At 63.0% G+C, this 20157-nt stretch carries 18 protein-coding genes and 1 pseudogene; 10 read left to right on the plus strand and 9 right to left on the minus strand.

Annotated elements, in window-relative coordinates; translation table 11 throughout:
• Together sdhC and QCE83_RS27390 are read right to left on the minus strand one after the other, a co-directional pair.
• On the minus strand, positions 1–387 hold a 387-nt coding region (gene sdhC / locus QCE83_RS27385), incomplete at its 3' end, for a succinate dehydrogenase, cytochrome b556 subunit (RefSeq protein ID WP_309818781.1).
• 179 nt (positions 388–566) lie between these two features.
• The gene (locus tag QCE83_RS27390) at positions 567–1355 is read right to left on the minus strand and encodes a GntR family transcriptional regulator (protein WP_309818782.1); all 789 of its coding nucleotides are present in this window, start codon (positions 1353–1355) and stop codon (positions 567–569) included.
• 571 nt (positions 1356–1926) lie between these two features.
• On the opposite strand from QCE83_RS27390, the gene QCE83_RS27395 reads away from it, so the two are divergent.
• The 6 genes from QCE83_RS27395 (at position 1927) to acnA (ending at position 10267) form a co-directional block, all read left to right on the plus strand.
• On the plus strand, positions 1927–2913 hold the full coding sequence (locus QCE83_RS27395; protein ID WP_309818783.1) for a malate dehydrogenase: 987 nt from the start codon (positions 1927–1929) through the stop codon (positions 2911–2913).
• A gap of 201 nt (positions 2914–3114) precedes the next feature.
• A complete protein-coding gene (locus tag QCE83_RS27400; RefSeq protein WP_309818785.1) occupies positions 3115–4119 on the plus strand; it encodes an aldolase/citrate lyase family protein in 1005 nt (334 codons plus the stop codon).
• 106 nt (positions 4120–4225) lie between these two features.
• Positions 4226–5407 (plus strand): 2-methylcitrate synthase, encoded by a 1182-nt coding sequence (gene prpC / locus QCE83_RS27405; RefSeq protein WP_309818787.1) that lies wholly within the window; start codon positions 4226–4228, stop codon positions 5405–5407.
• A gap of 89 nt (positions 5408–5496) precedes the next feature.
• On the plus strand, positions 5497–6027 hold the full coding sequence (locus tag QCE83_RS27410; protein WP_309818788.1) for a hypothetical protein: 531 nt from the start codon (positions 5497–5499) through the stop codon (positions 6025–6027).
• A 33-nt stretch (positions 6028–6060) separates the two neighbouring features.
• The gene (locus tag QCE83_RS27415) at positions 6061–7512 is read left to right on the plus strand and encodes a bifunctional 2-methylcitrate dehydratase/aconitate hydratase (RefSeq protein ID WP_309818790.1); all 1452 of its coding nucleotides are present in this window, start codon (positions 6061–6063) and stop codon (positions 7510–7512) included.
• Between the two features lie 37 nt (positions 7513–7549).
• Positions 7550–10267 (plus strand): aconitate hydratase AcnA, encoded by a 2718-nt coding sequence (gene acnA / locus QCE83_RS27420; protein WP_309818793.1) that lies wholly within the window; start codon positions 7550–7552, stop codon positions 10265–10267.
• Between the two features lie 105 nt (positions 10268–10372).
• Here the strand turns inward: acnA and QCE83_RS27425 are convergent, their stop codons facing one another.
• On the minus strand, positions 10373–10696 hold the full coding sequence (locus tag QCE83_RS27425; protein WP_309818795.1) for a DUF2917 domain-containing protein: 324 nt from the start codon (positions 10694–10696) through the stop codon (positions 10373–10375).
• Between the two features lie 310 nt (positions 10697–11006).
• Here QCE83_RS27425 and QCE83_RS27430 point away from each other — a divergent pair, with 310 nt between their 5' ends.
• Positions 11007–12431: a PLP-dependent aminotransferase family protein gene (locus QCE83_RS27430; protein WP_309818797.1), complete on the plus strand. Its 1425-nt coding sequence runs from the start codon at positions 11007–11009 to the stop codon at positions 12429–12431.
• A 4-nt stretch (positions 12432–12435) separates the two neighbouring features.
• Here QCE83_RS27430 and QCE83_RS27435 read toward each other — a convergent pair whose 3' ends face one another.
• The 3 genes from QCE83_RS27435 to QCE83_RS27445 all read right to left on the minus strand — a co-directional run bounded on the left by QCE83_RS27435 (position 12436) and on the right by QCE83_RS27445 (position 15244).
• Entirely contained in the window at positions 12436–13275 is an 840-nt protein-coding gene (locus tag QCE83_RS27435) for a DUF1932 domain-containing protein (protein ID WP_309818798.1), read from the minus strand.
• A gap of 57 nt (positions 13276–13332) precedes the next feature.
• Positions 13333–13563, minus strand: a complete 231-nt coding sequence (locus QCE83_RS27440; RefSeq protein ID WP_309818799.1) for a hypothetical protein — start codon at positions 13561–13563, stop codon at positions 13333–13335.
• A 229-nt stretch (positions 13564–13792) separates the two neighbouring features.
• Positions 13793–15244: an NAD-dependent succinate-semialdehyde dehydrogenase gene (locus QCE83_RS27445; RefSeq protein ID WP_309818801.1), complete on the minus strand. Its 1452-nt coding sequence runs from the start codon at positions 15242–15244 to the stop codon at positions 13793–13795.
• A gap of 153 nt (positions 15245–15397) precedes the next feature.
• Between QCE83_RS27445 and QCE83_RS27450 the strand changes: the two are divergent.
• Positions 15398–15814, plus strand: a pseudogene (locus QCE83_RS27450) (MarR family winged helix-turn-helix transcriptional regulator).
• Positions 15815–15882: 68 nt separating this feature from the next.
• Here the strand turns inward: QCE83_RS27450 and QCE83_RS27455 are convergent.
• The 3 genes from QCE83_RS27455 to QCE83_RS27465 are packed head-to-tail and all read right to left on the minus strand — an operon-like array spanning position 15883 to position 17906.
• Positions 15883–16494, minus strand: coding sequence for a hypothetical protein (locus QCE83_RS27455; protein WP_309818802.1), 612 nt, complete (start codon positions 16492–16494; stop codon positions 15883–15885).
• Positions 16495–16544: 50 nt separating this feature from the next.
• Complete coding sequence (locus QCE83_RS27460) at positions 16545–17318, minus strand: molybdopterin-dependent oxidoreductase (RefSeq protein WP_309818804.1); 774 nt, start codon at positions 17316–17318, stop codon at positions 16545–16547.
• 3 nt (positions 17319–17321) lie between these two features.
• On the minus strand, positions 17322–17906 hold the full coding sequence (locus QCE83_RS27465; RefSeq protein WP_309818806.1) for a cytochrome b/b6 domain-containing protein: 585 nt from the start codon (positions 17904–17906) through the stop codon (positions 17322–17324).
• Positions 17907–18083: 177 nt separating this feature from the next.
• On the opposite strand from QCE83_RS27465, the gene QCE83_RS27470 reads away from it, so the two are divergent.
• Positions 18084–18755 carry a heavy metal response regulator transcription factor gene (locus QCE83_RS27470; protein WP_309818807.1) on the plus strand — a complete coding sequence of 224 codons (672 nt, stop codon included), beginning with the start codon at positions 18084–18086 and terminating at the stop codon, positions 18753–18755.
• On the plus strand, positions 18752–20155 hold the full coding sequence (locus tag QCE83_RS27475; protein ID WP_309818809.1) for a heavy metal sensor histidine kinase: 1404 nt from the start codon (positions 18752–18754) through the stop codon (positions 20153–20155). Before QCE83_RS27470 ends, QCE83_RS27475 begins: the two co-directional genes overlap by 4 nt.
• Positions 20156–20157: the final 2 nt, after the last annotated feature.

The raw sequence follows: 20157 nt of genomic DNA on the forward strand, positions 1-20157 counted from the left end.
CGCCATCGCGAGCGTGAGCAGCAGCGAGACGATCAGCACGATCATGGCGCTCTGCTTGCCGCCTTCCTTGTTCACGCCGACGTGCGTATCGAGCAGCAGGAAACGGATGCCCGCGCAGAAGTGATGCAGGTACGCCCACGACAGCACGAGCGTAACGATCTTGACGAAGGGGTTGGCGAGGAAGCCCTTGAAGGCGTCGAAACTGATTTCCGACGTGAGGCTCTGATCGAGCAGATACAGGATGAACGGCAGACACACGAAGAGCAGCAGGCCGCTCACACGATGCAGGATGGAGACCTTCCCCGCCAGCGGCAAGCGATACTTCGCGAGTTGGCCGATCCCGATGTTCCGGTACTCGGGCCTTGGTTTTTTTACGGCTTCAGCCATGCTAGACCCCAACTTGTTAACACACTAATCCGCGATTTTAGCGCCTTTTTATTTCGCGCTGCAGCGAGAAACCGTCCAATAGACTGTTGCTCCGCGCGTGAAGAAAGCGCCTGGCGCGCCCATTCGGCGCGTACCCACGACCCCGCTTCCGATCGATCAACTCAAGGATCAACTCAAGATCAACTCAGGTCGTTCTGATAGTAATAGCCGGTCGTGACATACCATCCACGCCGCACTTCGACCGGGCGATCGCCATAGGTATAGGACACGCGTTCCACCGACAGCAGCGGAAAACCCTGCGCCACCTGGAGATGCTGTGCAACGGCTTCATCGGCGGGAACGGCGCGGATTTTCTCCGACGCACGAATCATGCGCGTGCCGAACTCGGTTTCGAACATCGCGTAGAGCGGGCCCTTGTATTCCGACAGCCGTTCCGCCGTCAGTCCGCGAAACACCGCGCCCGGCAACCAGATTTCATCGAAGACAGTAGTTACGCCATCAAACTGCAACAGGCGCCTGATAAGAACGACGGGATCGGCCGGTTTCAGGTCGAGCTGGCGGGCAATCTCCGCCGGCGCGCGCAGGCGCTTGCATTCGAGCAGGCGGCTTACGTGAGGATGGGCGTCGCCGTCGTCGGGCAGCAGGCGCAGGAAGCGAAACTGCACGCGGTCTTCGCTGTGCGTCGCAACGAACGTGCCTTTGCCCTGACGGCGCACCAGCAAGTTGTCGGCAGCGAGTTCGTCGATGGCCTTGCGAACGGTGCCCTGGCTCACCTTGTAGCGCGCGGCGAGTTCGACCTCGCTCGGGATGATTTCACCAGGCTTCCATTCGCCGGATTCGAGGCCCTGCGTAATGAGCGCCTTGATCTGCTGATACAGCGGGCTGAACGTCGGCGACGGCACACCGGCGGCCTCAGCCGCAGGCGCGGTGCCGTTGGGGGTCGTCGAGCTCGCCGGGTTGGAATTCATGCCGCGCATTTCAACACAAAGGCCCGCCGTGCGTCCAGACCTTTCCCATAGAATCCTATGTCTTATATAAGACATAAGATAGTGTTGACTTTACCGGGGCACGCTCCTACACTCCTTGTCGAGCAAGGGTTTGCGGGTTGTCGCATGTGCGCACGAAACGCCGGTTTCCGGTCTTCGCCACGCGCGGCACATCGCCAGGCACGCCCTTTCGCTTTCGCCTCACGCCGACCGCCCCACTCGTTCGCGCACCGCTGCCTGCCCCACGTCTCGCAACGTCAAGCGCCGTCTCGAATGGGCGCCTTGCCGTCAGACCCAAGCGAATTCCTCGCGTCCTCACAGAACATCCCGCTGGCCTCGCGCTCGAAGAGAAAGATTCATCGGCATGACGGTCACGCCGCTCACGCATTCATGCGGCGCGAAACCCTATGCACACGTGCGCAACGCCTGCTGCGCCGGTGCTTTTCGGGGGTCGCGCGGGGCCAGGGCCGCATGTCTTCATCAACGCTTGGCGTATCGCGCATAAAATGGCGCTTTTCCCTTGCGTTCCACGCACCGTCCAGGAGAGTTATCAATGGCTAAGTCCGCAAAGCGCGTTGCCGTCACCGGCGCCGCAGGTCAAATCGGCTACTCGCTGCTGTTCCGCATCGCCAATGGCGATCTGCTCGGCAAAGACCAGCCCGTGATTCTTCAGCTGCTCGATCTGCCGCAAGCGCAAGCCGCCGTGAAGGGCGTCGTGATGGAACTGGAAGACTGCGCGTTCCCGCTGCTCGCGGGCGTCGTCGTCACGGACGATCCCAAGGTCGCCTTCAAGGATGCCGACGTCGCGCTGCTCGTGGGCGCCCGTCCGCGTTCGAAGGGCATGGAGCGCAAGGACCTGCTGTCGGCCAACGCCGAAATCTTCACGGTTCAGGGCAAGGCGCTGAACGACGTCGCCAGCCGCGACGTGAAGGTGCTGGTCGTCGGCAACCCGGCGAACACGAACGCCTACATCGCGATGAAGTCGGCCCCGGATCTGCCGAAGAAGAACTTCACCGCCATGCTGCGCCTCGACCACAACCGCGCGCTGTCGCAACTGGCCGCCAAGTCGGGCAAGCCGGTCGCGTCCATCGAAAAGCTCGCCGTGTGGGGCAATCACTCGCCGACCATGTACCCGGACTTCCGCTTCGCAAGCGCCGAAGGCCAGGACCTGACCAAGCTGATCAACGATGACGAATGGAACCGCAACACGTTCATCCCGACCGTCGGCAAGCGCGGCGCGGCGATCATCGAAGCACGCGGCCTGTCGTCGGCGGCATCGGCGGCCAATGCAGCGATCGACCACGTGCGTGACTGGGTGCTCGGCACGAACGGCAAGTGGGTCACGATGGGCATTCCGTCGGACGGCTCGTACGGCATCCCGGAAGACATCATCTACGGCGTGCCGGTCACGTGCGAAAACGGCGAGTACAAGCGTGTCGAAGGCCTGGAAATCGACGCGTTCTCGCGCGAAAAGATGGACGGCACGCTGAACGAGCTGCTCGAAGAGCGTGACGGCGTCGCGCATCTGCTGGGCAAGTAAGCACACGTCGTCTGGCGGAAGCCCTCGGGAAGCTCCGGGGGCCTGTCTTCACGTCCGCCACGACAGCGCGAGCGCCTGTGCGTCTCGCGCCTGATCCGCCCGCGCTTGAGCAAGCAGCACCATGTTCGAGCGCGGCCGAATCGGAATCAGAGCACCTGAGCAAGCCGGACCTCACTCCCCACATCGGACCCCACGCCGAGTATGCGCGCCCTCACTCCCGCCGAAGTGCTGTTTGACGGCGAACCGCAGCCCGCGGTTCTTCCCCCTTGCGATCACTACGCCGGCAGCGAAAAGCTGATTCGCAAATCGCTGGCCTTGCAGGCGCAACTGGGACCCGTGTTCGACATCACGCTCGATTGCGAAGACGGCGCCCAGGTTGGCCACGAGGCGGAACACGCGGAGATGGTCGCGTCGTTCGTGGGCGGCGAGGATGATCGCTTCGGCCGCGTCGGCGTGCGCATCCACGATTTCAATCACCGCGCGTGGCGCGACGACGTGCGCATCATCCTGCGCAACGCCCGCAAGGCGCCCGCCTTCGTCATGCTGCCGAAGATCCGCAGCGTCTTCGACGCCGCCGAGATGGTGGCCTTCATCGAGGCCTCGCGCTGCGAGTTCGGCATTTCGCAGCCGGTTCCCTGTCATCTGCTGATCGAAACTCACGGCGCACTCGCTGAAGCTTTTGAACTGGCGGCGCTGCCGGGCGTCGAATCGCTGAGCTTCGGCCTGATGGACTTCGTATCCGCGCACAATGGCGCGATTCCCGATACCGCGATGCGCTCGCCCGGCCAGTTCGATCACCCGCTGGTGCGGCGCGCGAAGCTCGAAATTGCAGCGGCGTGTCACGCGCATGGCAAGGTGCCGTCGCACAATGTGTCGACGGAAGTGCGCGACATGAGCGTCGTCGCGAACGATGCCGCGCGCGCCCGCAACGAGTTCGGCTACACGCGCATGTGGAGCATTCATCCGGACCAGATCCGGCCGATCGTCGAGGCCTTCTCGCCGCGCGCGGAGGAGATCGCGCTGGCCGCGGAGATTCTGCTGGCCGCGCAAAACGCGCAGTGGGGCCCGACGCGCCATGGGGACACGCTGCATGATCGCGCGAGCTATCGCTATTACTGGTCGGTGCTGCGGCGCGCGCATGCCACCGGACAAAGCGTGCCCGAGGACAGCGCGCCGCTGTTTGCAGCGCCGGCGCAGGCAACCTGAATCATCGAATCGCAGTTCAGCACCACGCCGGGACCGGGTCCGGGCGCATTCTTCAAGCACAACGAGTCACGCCGCATCGCGGACGTACGAAAGGAGACTGGAGAGCATGACTGACACCGCATCGACCGAAGCACCCGCAACCTCCACCGCAGGCGGTTTCAAACCGAAGAAGTCCGTTGCGCTGTCCGGCGTGACGGCGGGCAATACCGCGTTGTGCACGGTCGGCCGCACCGGCAACGATCTGCATTATCGCGGTTATGACATTCTCGATCTCGCCAACACGTCCGAGTTCGAAGAGATCGCCTACCTGCTCGTGCACGGCAAGCTGCCGAACGCCGCCGAACTGAAGGCCTACAAGACCAAGCTGAAGGCCATGCGCGGCCTGCCCGCGAACCTCAAGGCCGCGCTTGAATGGATTCCCGCTTCGGCGCATCCGATGGACGTCATGCGCACCGGCGTCTCGGTGCTCGGCACGATCCTGCCCGAGAAGGACGATCACAACATTCCGGGCGCGAAGGACATCGCCGACAAGCTGATGGCTTCGCTCGGCTCGATGCTGCTTTACTGGTATCACTACTCGCACAACGGCAAGCGCATTGAAGTGGAAACCGATGACGATTCCATCGGCGGACACTTCCTGCATCTGCTGCATGGCGTGGAGCCGTCGAAGTCGTGGGTCGATGCGATGCACGTCTCGCTCAACCTCTACGCCGAACATGAATTCAACGCGTCCACCTTTACGGCACGCGTGATCGCGGGCACGGGCTCGGACATGTATTCGGCGATCGCGGGCGGCATCGGCGCATTGCGCGGTCCGAAGCACGGCGGCGCCAACGAAGTCGCGTTCGAGATCCAGTCGCGCTATCTGAACGCCGACGAAGCCGAAGCCGACATCAAGCAGCGCGTCGAGAAGAAGGAAGTGGTGATCGGCTTCGGGCATCCGGTGTACACGATCTCGGATCCGCGCAACAAGGTCATCAAGGAAGTCGCGAAGAAGCTCTCGAAGGAAGCGGGCGATACGAAGCTCTTCAACATCGCCGAGCGCCTCGAAACGGTCATGTGGGACGCGAAGAAAATGTTCCCCAATCTCGACTGGTTCAGCGCCGTGTCGTATCACATGATGGGCGTGCCGACTGCCATGTTCACGCCGCTGTTCGTGATCTCGCGCACGTCGGGATGGAGCGCGCACATCATCGAGCAACGCATCGACAACAAGATCATCCGGCCGAGCGCGAATTACATGGGACCGGAGAATTTGAAGTTCGCGCCGCTAAATAAGCGAAAATAGCGGGCTGCGCGGGTCAGATCCTGCGAGGACAGGGTCACCCCGCGCGGCAGAACCGCCATTCAACCCAATGTTTTTGAAAGGTTTTATCGATGAATAAAATTTTGATCGCTGCAATCGCCGGCACGCTGGCTACGACGAGCCTCTTCGTCAGCGCCGGCGCTTTCGCCGCGACCGCGACCACGACCGAATCGGGCAAGGCCAAGGCCACGGCCAAGACGACCGCCAAGCGTCCCGCCCCCGCACGACGTCTCATCAAGCGCAGCCCGAAGGCCGAAGCCGCCGCGGCAGCCAAGGTCGATCCGATCCCGGACGGCGCAACAAAATGGTCCTGCAAGGACGGCAATGCTTTCTACCTGAAAGGCGACATGAAGCGTGACGCCGTCGTGACCGTCAACTGGGCCAAGAAGGACTACCGTCTGCCGCGCCAGGACACGACCACCGGCGCCGACCGTTTCCACGATGCGGCAACGGGCATGGATCTTGTGGTGATCCCGACGAAGGCGATGTTGTTCTCCGACAAGGATTCGTCGCGTCTCGCCGATGAATGCATGACGGCCGAAATGGCCGCCGGCGGCGCCGCACCCACGCAGTCGAACGCGCTGATCAAGCCTGCGCAGTAAGGCGGCTGAGCGCGCATCAACAGGAAATCTTCGATGTCCGCACCGATCTCCACGGTCCGGCCCGATCCGGACAAGGTACTGGTCGACATGGTCGACTATGTCCTCAATACTCGTATCGACAGCACGCTTGCGCTTGAGACCGCGCGCAACTGCCTGATCGACACGCTCGGTTGCGGACTCGAAGCCCTTTCCTACCCCGCCTGCACCAAGCTGCTGGGACCCATCGTGCCGGGCACGATCGTCCCGCACGGCGCAAAGGTGCCAGGCACGCAGTTCCAGCTCGACCCGGTTCAGGCCGCGTTCAACATCGGCGCGATGATCCGCTGGCTCGACTTCAACGACACCTGGCTGGCCGCCGAATGGGGCCACCCGTCGGACAATCTGGGCGGCATCCTCGCCACCGCCGACTGGCTCTCGCGCAGCGCCACGGCCTCCGGCAAGCAGGCGCTCAGCATGAAAGACGTCCTGATCGCGATGATCAAGGCGCATGAAATCCAGGGCTGCATCGCGCTCGAGAATTCGTTCAACAAGGTCGGTCTCGATCACGTGCTGCTCGTGAAGGTCGCTTCCACCGTCGTGGTCGGCCAGATGATCGGCCTCACGCGCGACGAACTCATCAATGCCGTCTCGCTCGCTTTCGTCGATGGTCATTCGCTGCGCACCTACCGGCACGCGCCGAACACCGGTTCGCGCAAGTCATGGGCGGCCGGCGACGCCACCTCGCGCGCCGTGCGTCTCGCGCTGATCGCGAAGACCGGCGAGATGGGCTATCCGTCGGTGCTGACGGCGAAGACCTGGGGCTTCTACGACGTGCTCTTCAAGGGCAACGCGTTCAGTTTCCAGCGTCCGTACGGCTCGTACGTGATGGAGAACGTCCTCTTCAAGATCTCGTTCCCGGCCGAATTCCACGCGCAGACCGCCGTGGAAGCGGCCATGACGCTGCACGGCATGCTGAAGGATGCCGGCAAGTCCGTGGACGACATCAGCCGCATCACCATTCGCACGCACGAAGCGGCGCTGCGCATCATCGACAAGCAGGGTCCGCTGAACAATCCGGCCGACCGCGATCACTGCATCCAGTACATGATCGCCGTGCCGCTGATCTTCGGCCGTCTCACCGCCGCCGATTACGAAGACACTATCGCGCAGGACCCGCGCATCGACGCATTGCGCGACAAGATGACCTGCGTGGAAGTCCCGCAGTACACGAAGGACTATCACGATCCGGACAAGCGCTCGATTGCCAATGCGCTCACTGTCGAGTTCAATGACGGCTCGCGGCTGAACGAGATTGCAGTCGAGTATCCGATCGGTCACAAACGCCGCCGCGCGGAAGGCATTCCGCTGCTCGTCGAGAAGTTCAGGACGAACCTGGCGCGCCGCTTTCCGCAGAAGCAACAACAGGCGATCCTCGCGGCATCGCTCGACCAGGCACGGCTCGAAGCCATGCCGGTGCATGAATATGTCGATTTGTACGTGATTTAAGCAGCGCAATTTCCTCGTCCAGCCCAAGGAAAACAACATGGCCCACAATCTCCACAACACGCTCAAGGAATTCGACAGCGGTTCCGGCAAAGCCAAGTTCTACTCGCTGCCGCAACTCGGCGACGCGCTGAAGATCAAGATCCAGCGCCTGCCGGTTTCGATTCGACTGGTGCTCGAATCGGTGCTGCGCAACTACGACGGCAAGAAAATCTCGGAAGAGCACATCGAGCAACTCGCGAACTGGAAGCCGAACGCTTCGCGCGTCGACGAAATTCCGTTCGTCGTCGCCCGCGTGGTGCTGCAGGATTTCACCGGCGTGCCGCTGCTCGCCGACATCGCCGCGATGCGTGGCGTCGCCCAGCGCGCGGGCAAGGATCCGAAAGCCATCGAGCCGCTCGTGCCGGTGGATCTCGTCGTCGATCACTCGGTGCAGATCGATCACTTCCGCGAACCCAACGCGCTCGACCTGAACATGAAGCTGGAATTCCAGCGCAACAACGAGCGCTACCAGTTCATGAAGTGGGGCATGCAGGCGTTCGATACGTTCAAGGTCGTGCCGCCGGGCATCGGCATCGTGCACCAGGTGAACCTCGAATACCTCGCGCGCGGCGTGCACAAGAAGGGCGAAGGCAAGGACACGGTTTACTACCCGGACACGCTCGTCGGCACCGACTCGCACACCACGATGATCAACGGCATCGGCGTGGTGGGCTGGGGCGTGGGCGGCATCGAGGCGGAAGCGGGCATGCTCGGCCAGCCGGTCTACTTCCTGACGCCGGACGTGGTCGGCGTCGAGCTGAAGGGCAAGCTGCGCGAAGGCTGCACGGCAACGGACCTCGTGCTGACCATCACCGAAATGCTGCGCAAGGAAAAGGTCGTCGGCAAGTTCGTCGAGTTCTTCGGCGAAGGTACGGCGTCGATCGGCGTGCCGGATCGCGCGACCATCGGCAACATGGCGCCCGAATACGGCGCGACCATGGGCTTCTTCCCGGTCGATGAAAAGACCATCGACTACTTCAAGGGCACGGGCCGCACCGACGCCGAAATCGCCGCGTTCGAGAAGTACTTCAAGGCGCAGAAGCTGTGGGGCGTGCCGAAGGCCGGCGACATCGACTACACCAAGACGCTGACGCTCGACCTGGGCACGGTGGCGCCGTCGCTGGCGGGTCCGAAGCGTCCGCAGGACCGCATCGAAATCGGCAATGTGAAGAGCAACTTCGTCGATCTGTTCTCGAAGCCGGTCGGTGAAAACGGCTTCAACAAGAAGGCCGCCGAACTCGACACGCAATACACGACCACCGACGGCGTCGACGTCAAGAACGGCGATGTGCTGATCGCCGCGATCACCTCGTGCACGAACACGTCGAACCCGAGCGTGCTGCTCGCCGCCGGCCTGCTCGCGAAGAAGGCTGTGGAAGCCGGCCTGACGGTGGCGCCGCACATCAAGACGTCGCTGGCGCCGGGATCGCGCATCGTCACCGAGTACCTGACGAAAACCGGCCTGCTGACCTATCTCGACCAGCTCGGCTTCACGCTCGCCGCGTACGGCTGCACGACGTGTATCGGCAACGCGGGCGACCTGACGCCGGAACTGAACGACGCCATCGTGAAGAACGATATCGTCGCGGCGGCCGTGCTCTCGGGCAACCGCAACTTCGAAGCACGCATTCACCCGAACATCCGCGCCAACTTCCTGGCTTCGCCGCCGCTGGTCGTGGCGTATGCCATCGCGGGCAACATCACGCGCGACCTGATGACGGAACCAGTCGGCAAGGGCAAGGACGGCCGCGACATCTATCTCGGCGACATCTGGCCGACGAGTGACGAAGTCCACGCGCTGCTGAAGTTCGCGCTCGACGCGAAGGCGTTCCGCGAGAACTATTCGCAGCTCACGAAGGACGGCGACCTGTGGAGCAAGATCGCGGGCGAAAGCGGGCAGGTCTATGACTGGCCGAAGTCGACGTACATTGCCGAGCCGCCGTTCTTCGGCAGCAACTTCTCGATGAAGCCGGCCGACTCGATTCCCGCCGTGAAGGGTGCGCGCGCGCTCGGCATCTTCGGCGACTCGGTGACGACCGACCACATCAGCCCGGCGGGTTCGATCAAGGAAACGTCGCCGGCGGGCGTGTGGCTGAAGGCGAACGGCGTGCAGAAGGCCGACTTCAACAGCTACGGCTCGCGCCGCGGCAATCACGACGTGATGATGCGCGGCACGTTTGCGAACGTGCGCATCAAGAACCTGATGATCCCGGCGAAGCCGGACGGCACGCGCGTGGAAGGCGGCCTGACGCTGCATCAGCCGAGCGGCGAACAGCTGTCGATCTATGACGCGGCGATGAAGTACATCGAAGCCGATACGCCGACCATCGTCTTTGCGGGCGAGGAATACGGCACGGGTTCGTCGCGCGACTGGGCGGCGAAGGGCACGCAACTGCTCGGCGTGAAGGCCGTGGTGGCGCGCAGCTTCGAACGGATCCACCGCTCGAACCTGGTGGGCATGGGCGTGCTGCCGCTGCAGTTCAAGGGCTCGGACAGCATCCAGTCGCTGAACATCACGGGCGAGGAAACCTATGACGTCGAAGGGCTCGGCGACGACTTCAAGCCGCAGCAGGAAGTCACGCTGGTGATCCATCGCAAGGACGGCAAGGAAGATCGCGTGCAGGTTCTGCTGCGTATCGACACGCCGATCGAGGTGGATTACTACAAGCACGGCGGTATCCTGCCGTTCGTGCTGCGCTCGCTGCTCGCGGCGTAGACTACGCTTGTTTTGCAGGTGACCGCGCTCGAAAGAGCGCGGGAACATTGGACCCGGCCTCGGCCGGGTTTTTTTTCGCCTTGGTGGGCGCGGCCATACCCGTTGTCATGCCTTGATCGCGGCGAGCTTCGCCGGCTGCGCACGACGACCGAACCACGCACGCATCATGTCGCCGGGACCGCGCGTGCGCACAGGGGCAGAAGTCGACGCCAGCGAGAACCAGCTCGCCTCCCGATTGCCGCTGACCCAGATCGTCGTATAAGGCGGCAACTCGACCGAGTCGCCCGCGCCCAGCCAGTGATCGTCCGTCTGGCCTTCGATGGTCAGCCAGATCTGGCCGCGCGTGACACGCAGCGTTTGAGGCCGGTCGATGATCCAGCGCGCAGGCGCTTCGCGCCCGTCCAGTTCGAAAGTCCGAATTTCACGCATGATGCCGCTCCTTCTGTTCACGTTTCGGAAGGCCACCTCCGTTCATGCAGTTCGAGCAGGAAGCAACCGTTGATGTCATTATTCGACCGATTCCGAACAGCTTGAATGTACAGTTATGAACAGTTGCAGCGGAACTGTTAAGCTGATTTGGCCGAACAGTTCGACACCTTTTTGACACTAAAAAATTGCGACGTTAGCCGTCTGGCCAGTCTTGACGGCGGTTTTCGGATGCGTTCGAATGGCGAAATGACACGGCTGAACAGCGAAATCACAACTGTTCACTCAGACTCACTGAACACTTTGGAACACCATGAACGCGCTTCCGCTTCATATCGACGGCGGCACCGGCGTGCCGCTCACCGAGCAGATCGTCAGCCAGATCGAGACGATGATTCGCTCGCGCCGCGTACTTGCCGGCGCCAAGCTGCCGTCCATCCGCCAACTGGCAGCGGAGCAGCACATCAGCCGCTTTCCGGTGATCGAGGCGTATGACCGGCTCGCGTCGCGCGGGCTGATCCAGCCGAAGCACGGCTCGGGCTTCTATGTGGCGAATCACGTCGAAGAGCGCGACAGCAGCGCCGGCAACTGCAATCCGCGTCTGGCGGAAGAGGAATCCACCCAGATCCTTCAGCAGTTCAACTACCCCGGCGAGACCCTGAAGCTGTCGAGCGGCTTCATTCCGGAAGCATGGCGCGAAGTGGACGGTCTCACGCAGGCCATCCGGCAGGCCTCGCGCAACGACGTGTCGAGCGTGATCGACTATGCACTGCCTCACGGCGACACGGGTCTGCGGCAGCAGATCGTGATGCGCATCAACGCGCTCGGCATCGACGCCGATCTGCCCAACGTGATGCTCACGAGCGGCGCGAGCCAGGCGCTCGACCTGGTCGTGCGCTACATGCTGAAGCCGGGCGACACCGTGTTCGTCGAGGATCCGGGCTACTACAACCTCTTCGGTCTCTTGAAGCTGCAAGGCGTGCGGCTGGTCGGCGTGCCGCGGCTCGCGAATGGCCCGGACATCGACGCCGCCGAGGCGCTGCTCAAGCAGCATCAGCCGAAGCTCTTCTTCGTCAACACGGTCTTCCAGAACCCGACCGCGACCAACATCGCGCCGCAGGTGGCGTTCAAGCTGCTGCAACTGGCGGCCCAGCATGGCTTCTCGATCGTCGAGGACGACATCTACGCCGACTTCCAGGCCGTGCCGACACAACGGCTCGCGTCGCTCGACCAACTCGACCGCGTGATCTATGTGGGCGGCCTGTCGAAGACGCTGTCGTCGTCGCTGCGTATCGGCTATCTCGCGGCGAATCGCGAACTGGTGAAGAATCTCGTCGACGTCAAGGTGCTGACGAGCCTCGGCGGCTCGCGCTTTGCGGAAAGCGTCGCGGCCAGCCTGCTCGAGCGCGGCACCTATCGCAAGTATCTGGAGCGCCTGAGAAAGCGCGTGCGCGATTCGCTGTCGAGCGCGGTGCAGACGCTCGAAAGCCACGGCTGGGATGTATTCGATGAACCGAGCGGCGGCAATTTCGTCTGGGCGAAAGTGCCGGGCATCGAGGATTCGACGGTACTCGTGAAAGCCGCCCTCGAGTTCGGGGTGACGCTTGCGCCCGGCAGCTACTATCGGCCGAACGGCGAAGTGAGTCCGTGGGTGCGCATCAATTCGGCCTATGCGGGCGACCGCCGCGCGGGACGCTTCTTCGCGGCGATGACGGAGCAAGCCATCGCCGGGAACTAGGCGGTCATTTATCCCGCTCGGCGAAGAAGCGTTCGAGCGCATCGGTCGCGTCGCGATCCTTCGCGAGCCGTGCGTAGAGTCCGGCGGCGCCTTCATATACGCGATGCTCGGCGAACTCCTCGCCGATGAACTGCGCGATCTCTTCCATCTCCGCCACCCAGCGATACGCCTTTGGCGGCATGCGCGGCACATTGCGCGAAAGCCATGCGGCGAGCGCGGGCTGGCTCTCTGTCAGTTCGGCGAAGAGCGCGTCGCCGGCGCCGTTGCGCATCGCGGCCAGCGACATCGCGGAACCGATTGCCGTCAGTCCCTTCGTGATGCCCGCGTACGACATCTTGAGCGCCGATGCCGCACCGATCGGACCATCGAGCACGTGGATGACGAGGCCGGCTTCGCCAAGCGGCTGCGCGTCCGGCGCATGCGGCCCGGACAGATAGAACTTCGGCGCGGCAGGCAGACCGATGATCGCGCCATCGACGAAAGGCGTGCCCGACGGTTCGAGCACCTGAGCCACCGTCCTGACCGTATCGGGATTGATGGCGTTGCAATCGACGTAGACGGCTTTGCGCGAGGCACGTTCGAGCGCCGGTGCAAGACGCTGCGCAGTCTCCACGGCCACCGCCGGCGGCACGACGGAGAGGATGAAGTCGCACGTGACGAGATCGTCGAGGCTGGCGTCGCGCATGCCGGCTTCCTGCGCCCGCTTCGCACTCGCGGCGCTGCGGCCCTCGAGCGACGTGAAAACCTGCGCGCCGCCCTGTGTCAGCGCATGTCCTACCGCGGATCCCATGTTGCCCGCGCCGAGCAGCGCGACAGTCGGTTTCTTCGCATCAGTCACTTGCATGCTCCATGTGTCGGGGTCGAACCACAGCATACCCTCGCCGCTTCGGGACCGCTCGCGCTAGCCGTTCTCGTCGTGATCGTCAGCCGCCTGACCGCGCAGTGCGCCGAGCCGCAGCAGCATGTCCCGGCCTTTCGGTGTCAGCGAAGGCAGCGCGTGACCGCTCGGCAGACGCGTCATCTCGATCAACGCCTCCTGACGCAGACGGACCGTATGGAAGCCGGCTGCTTCGACCAAATGAGGCGAGCGCTGGATCAGCAGCAGCGTGGATAGTTCGTGAGGGCTCAGCATGCGATTCTCCAGGAACAGGACGGGCAGATCACGCGCGTCCCGAACCCATCCTAGAGAGTGAAGCTGGCAATTCGGCTACGCACATTTTTCCGCGCGTTACGTGGTTACACTCTTGAAACTGACCCGTATTGCATGGACCTTGCGTTGCTGCTTACAACCCGCGAGCGATAAAAAAAAGCGGCCTCGACGAGGCCGCTTCCATGCAGCACATGCGCTGCAATTCAACGATTTAACGATGTTCCGTGACGAACTTCGTGACGAGATACGCTTCCATCGCTTCGCTGCCGCCTTCCGAACCGTAGCCGGAATCCTTCACGCCGCCGAACGGCGTCTCGGGCATGCCGAGGCCATGATGGTTGATCGACACCATGCCGCTTTCGATATCGTCGGCGAACGCAGCGGACGTGGCCGCCGAGCTCGTGTAGCCATAGGCCGCAAGACCATAAGGCAGGCGGTTCGCCTCGGCGATCACCTCGTCATACGAACTGAACGAAGCGATCGGCGCGATCGGGCCGAACGGCTCTTCGGTCATGATGCGCGCGCTCATCGGTACGTCGGTGAGCACGGTCGGCGCGAAGAAGTAACCTTCACGGCCGACGCGCTCGCCGCCCGTCAGCACCTTGGCGCCGTGTTCGCGCGCATCGGCAACCAGACGTTCCATGGCTTCCAGGCGGCGACCATTGGCGAGCGGCCCCATCTGCACGCCGTCTTCCAGACCGTTGCCGACCTTCACGGCGCTGGCCGTGGCGACGAAGTGATGCACGAACTCTTCATACACGGCTTCTTCGACGAGAAAGCGCGTCGGCGAGATGCACACCTGCCCCGCATTGCGGAATTTCGCGCCCGCCAGCATCTTTGCGGCACGCGGAATGTCGGCGTCCTTGAACACGACGGCCGGCGCGTGACCGCCCAGTTCCATCGTCACGCGCTTCATGTGCTCGCCCGCCATGGAGGCGAGCAGCTTGCCCACCGGCGTGGAGCCGGTGAACGAGATCTTGCGGATGACCGGATGCGCGATCAGGTACTTCGAGACATCGGCGGGCACGCCGAACACGAGGTTGACGACACCGGCGGGCACGCCTGCATCGGCATACGCCTGAACCAGCGCTGCGCAGCTCGCGGGGGTTTCCTCCGGGCCTTTCAGCACGACCGAGCAGCCTGCCGCGAGCGCCGCCGATACCTTGCGCACCGCCTGATTGATCGGGAAGTTCCACGGCGTGAATGCGGCCACCGGACCGACCGGCTCGCGCGTGACGATCTGACGCACCGCATCCGCGCGCGACGGGATCACGCGGCCATACGTACGGCGTCCTTCCTCGGCGAACCATTCGATGATGTCGGCAGCCGAAAGCGTCTCGATGCGCGCTTCGCCCAGGGGCTTGCCTTGCTCCATCGTCATGATCGCGGCGATGTCGGCCGCGCGTTCACGAATGATCTGCGCGGCGCGGCGCATGATCTTGCTGCGCTCGTAGGGCGACACCTTGCGCCATTCCTTGAAGCCGCGCGCGGCTGCGTCCGCCGCGAGCGCCAGTTCTGACTCTCCGGCCAGCGCCAGGCGGCCAATCTCGGCTTCGCTTGCCGGATTGATCACAGCCGTGTCGCGCGAGCCGTTGCGCCACGCGCCGTCGATATACAGCTGGACATTCGGATAAGCAGGAAGGTCGGAACGAGTGTTGCTCATGCATGTCTCCTTGAGTGTGGAGCGGCGCAACGCAAAGTTGCCCAGGATCGAAAAACGCAGGCGGCCATCTTATCGCGAACGCGTAAAATCTGCCGATGAACCCCGCCCCACTGATAGTTGCAGAGCGAATCACATGACTTCACGGTGAACCGTATGTTCGACCAATGCCTTTATTTCAACACGACCGCGCTGGCCCGCTCGCTCGAACGCGAATAGGCAAAAGCATTCAAGCCCTTCGGACTCACGCCGTCGCAGGCTTTCATGCTGCGCGCCGTCGTCGATCATCCCGGTCTGTTGCAGAGCAATCTCGCCGATGCCCTTGCTATCTCGCGCCCGACGGCCACGCGCACGCTCGACGGACTACAGCAGTTCGGACTCGTCGAGCGCTGGTCCACTGAAAGCGACGGCCGCGAATCCGCGATCCATCCCACCGATGCCGCGCATGCCGTGATGAAACGCATTGGCACGGCAAGCGCCGAAGTGACGCGCCGCATCAAGCGCAAGCTCGGCACGTCGCAGTTCGACGACACGGTGACGAGCGTCCGTCATCTGCGTGCATCGCTGGAATGAGCCGTTGAAAAAAATGCCCGCCGGATCGCTCCAGCGGGCATTCATGCCGCATTCGAAGCACACGCCGATTACATCGGCGGCACGACACCATCCTTCTCGACCACGATACGCTGCGCCGCGAAGTCCGAGCCCGCCGGGCTCGCCACGACGAACACCTTCTTGCCCGGCTTGAGGTCGTCATGCGTTGCAGGCGAGAAGGTCACGACCGGCACGTTCTCCGGCACCGTCACCGAGTTCGAACCGCCCTTGTACGAGAGCTTCAGGTCGCGGCCGCTCGTGCCCTGCACCACCTGGTCGACGTTCGCGTTGGTCATCGAGCTCTTCGGGCCGAGATCCCAGTCATAGTGACCTTCGCCGGTGCCGCGCGCTGCTTCCGGGAACACCAGCACTTCGGTGGCGGTGAGCTTGCCGTCCGTGCCGGTCATCGCCGCCGTGCCGACGAACGAACCCGGCTTGATGTCCTGCAGCTTGATGTTCTTCAGCGCGGTGACGGGCGTGTCCGACTTCACCGCGATCTTCACGGTGTCGCCGCTCTTGCGATGCACGGTCAGCGTATCGCCCGACAGCGACACGATATCGCCGCGAATGCGCGTGGGTTTGGCGGCGGGCGCCTGGGCAAAGGCGGTGGAAGCAAGTGCAAGCGTCACGATGCTGACGCCGAGTTTCATGCGGATCGACATGCAATCTCCTTGGGTTAATCGAAGCGGAAGCGTTGAGCGAAACACGGCGATCAGGACCCGCCGAACCAGTTGTAGCCCTGGTTCTCCCAATAGCCGCCGGGGTAATCGTTGGTCACGGTGATCGCGACAATGTGCTTCGGATTCTTGTAGCCGAGCTTGGTCGGCATGCGCAGCTTCATCGGAAAACCATACTTGGGCGGCAGGATCTGCCCGTCATAGGTCAGCGTCAGCAGCGTCTGCGCATGCAGCGCAGTGGGCATGTCGATGCTCGTCGAATAGTTGTCGGCGCAATGGAAGGCCACGTACTTCGCGCTGGTATCCGCACCGGCGCGGGCGAGGACGTTCGCGAAGCGCACGCCGCCCCACTTGCCGATCGCGCTCCAGCCCTCGATGCAGATATGCCGCGTCACCTGGCTTTCCTGCGGCAGCGCGTGCAGTTCGTCGAGCGTCCAGACGCGCTTGCCCTTCACCCTGCCGCCGATTTCGAGCTTGTACGCAGCCGGATCGACTTCGGGCACTTCGTCGATGTCATAGAACGCGTTGAACGGAAACGGCCGCGTGATCATCGACTCGGGATACGTGGGCGCGAGCGCGTTCGGATCGAACAGCAGCGCCTGCACATCGTCATTGAAGGACGAGATGCGCCGCAGCATGGCATTGACGGACTTGTCGTCGGTGATGTTGCAGCCGGAGAGCATGGCCAGTCCGCCGAGCGAAAGAATGCGCTTGCCGAACAGACGGCGCGCCGGCGCCTTCAGTTCCTTCGCCGCATCCTTGATGATGAGGTCGGCGTCGGGTCTCGATTTGAACAGTTTCAGCGACATGGATCAGCGGCCTCGAATCATCAGCACGAGCGAGCGCGGCACGAGCGCGACCATCGCGACGTGCACCACGAAGAACGCCACCAGGAAGCTCATGCCGAAGAAATGCACGACGCGGGCGTTGTCATAGCCGCCCATCAACGCGCGCAACAACGGGAACTGCACGGACTTCCACACCGCCAGCCCCGACAGAATCACGATCACGATGTCCACGATGACCGCGAGATAAGCGAACTTCTGCACGGCGTTGTAATGCGTGAGGTCGTCGTGACCAAGCTTGCCGCGCACGGCGGCCAGCGCATCGGTGAAGATGCTCTTGATGGACAGCGGGAACATGCGGCGGCGCAGGCGGCCCGTGAAGAGGTTCATCGCCAGATAGACGATGAAGTTCGCGACCAGCAGCCACATTGCCGCGAAATGCCATTGCAGCGCACCGCCGAGCCAGCCGCCCAGCGTGATGGCCGGGGCGAAGGTCAGCGACTTGAAGATCGGCGAGGCGTTGTAGATCTGCCAGCCGCTCGTCACCATGATCAAGACGGCGAAGGCGTTGAGCCAGTGCGTGATGCGCAGCCAGAGCGGTTGTACTTGCACGGGTTTCCTCGCGAATGGCGAAACAATTAGCGAAACAATGTGCAGGCATGTTAGCCACGCCGCGCTGAATGATCGATGACCCTTCAATGACTTTTTTGTCATTCTTGGCGGCCGACGGACGGGCTCTGGCTAGAATGTCGTCAATTCATCCGAACTCGAACCCCGCGCAGCGCGAGCATGACCATCCTCGTTATCGAAGACGACCGCAAGACCGGCGACTACCTGAAAAAAGGGCTTATCGAGTCCGGTTATCAGGTCGAGCTCGTGCGCAACGGCACGGACGGGCTGCATCAGGCGCTCGCGAACCCGTACGAGCTGATCGTGCTCGACGTGATGCTGCCCGGCATCGACGGCTGGCAAGTGATGGCCGCGTTGCGCGCGAAACGTGACTTGCCTGTCATTTTTCTGACCGCGCGCGATCACGTGACGGACCGCATCCACGGACTCGAACTCGGCGCGGATGACTACCTCGTCAAGCCGTTCTCCTTCACGGAACTGGTGCTGCGCATCCGCACGCTGCTGCGTCGGGGCGTGATGCGCGAGTCGGATACCTTCCAGATCGCGGACCTGCACGTGGATGTCCTGCGCCGCAAGGTGACGCGCCAGGGCGCCGACATCGCGCTGACCAACAAGGAATTCGCGCTGCTGCATCTGTTCTGCAAGCATCAGGGCGAGGCGCTTTCGCGCACGCTGATCGCCTCCGAAGTGTGGGACATGAATTTCGACAGCGACACCAATGTGGTCGATGTCGCCATCAAGCGCCTGCGTGCGAAGCTCGACAACCCGTTCGAGCTCAAGCTGATTCACACGGTGCGCAGCATCGGTTATTCGTTCGGGGAGAATCCTTGAAGCGGCAGTCGCGCTCACTCGCGGTACGCATCGCGCTGTCGTTCGTCGTGATCGTGTGCATCGTGCTGGCCATGGTTTCGGCAGCGCTCTATCACGCCACGAACGTGGCGCTCTCCACGCGCGCGGACTACCAGTTGATCGCGCGCGTCGAGCATTTCCGCTCGCTGCTGCACGATCTCTATACGATCAAGGAAATCGAGGCGCGGCCACGGCTCTTCGAAACCATGCTGGGCGACCGGCAGGACGTGATCCTGTTCCGGCGCGCGGGATCGGCGCCCTTCATCAACGTCAATCCGGAACAGATGTCCTTGCCGCCGCTGCATGTCGTGCCCGTGACGCAGCCTATCGGCCTCGACGATCTCTACGAAGGAACCCGCGCCGACGGCGTGCGCATGCGCTGGGTCGGCGCACAGGCGCGCATCGGCGATAACGGCGAGGTCGTGGAGATCATCGCGGCGCACGTGATGACGCAGGAAGCGCGCGTGCTGTCGGTCTATCTGGAGCGTGTGTGGCTCAACGTGATCGGCGCTGCGCTCGTCACCATGCTGCTCGCATGGTGGGTGACGAGCCGCGGTCTCAAGCCGCTCAAGCTGATGGCGGACAAGGCCGCGGAGATCGCGCCGGACCGGCTGTCCGCGCGGCTCGACGTGGCGCATGCGCCGGCCGAGTTGCAGAGTCTCGCCGCGTCGTTCAATGCCATGCTCGATAGGCTCGAACATGGCTATGAGCGCCTGCTGCAGTTCTCCGCCGATCTCGCGCACGAACTGCGCACGCCTATCGGCGTGTTGATCGGCGAGACGCAGGTCACGCTCGCGCACGAGCGCAACGTTGCCGAATATCGCAACGTGCTCGAATCGAATCTCGAAGAACTCGAACGGCTCGCGCGCATCGCGCAGAACATTCTGTTCCTGGCGCAGGCGGATCATGGGGAACAACGCATCGAGCGCGAGCGGCTCGACATTCACGACGAGCTCGACACGATCTGCACTTACTTCGAAGGCATTGCGGACGAGCGGCGTATTCGCTTCGATATCGACGCAAGCGGCGAAATGGTTGCGAATGCAATCATGTGCCGCCGGGCCGTGGGCAATGTGGTCGTGAACGCCGTGCGCTATGCGACGGCAGGTTCAGTCGTGCGTCTGCATGGACACGCGGACGCTGCAGGCGCGGTGGTGAAAGTGCGCAATCAGGTGGATGGCGATATCGGCCCGGAAGAACTCGGCAAGCTGTTCGACCGGTTCTATCGCGGGGATGCGGCGCGCAGCGAGTTCACGGAATCGAGCGGGCTGGGACTCTCGATCGTGCAGGCGATCATGCGGCTGCACGGCGGCAGCGCCACCGTCGAATCCCCCGGCGAGGGGTGGATCGAGTTCACGCTGCGCTTTCCGTCGGCGAACTAGAA

It is taken from the genome of Caballeronia sp. LZ034LL (assembly GCF_031451215.1).
Classification (GTDB): Bacteria; Pseudomonadota; Gammaproteobacteria; order Burkholderiales; family Burkholderiaceae; genus Caballeronia.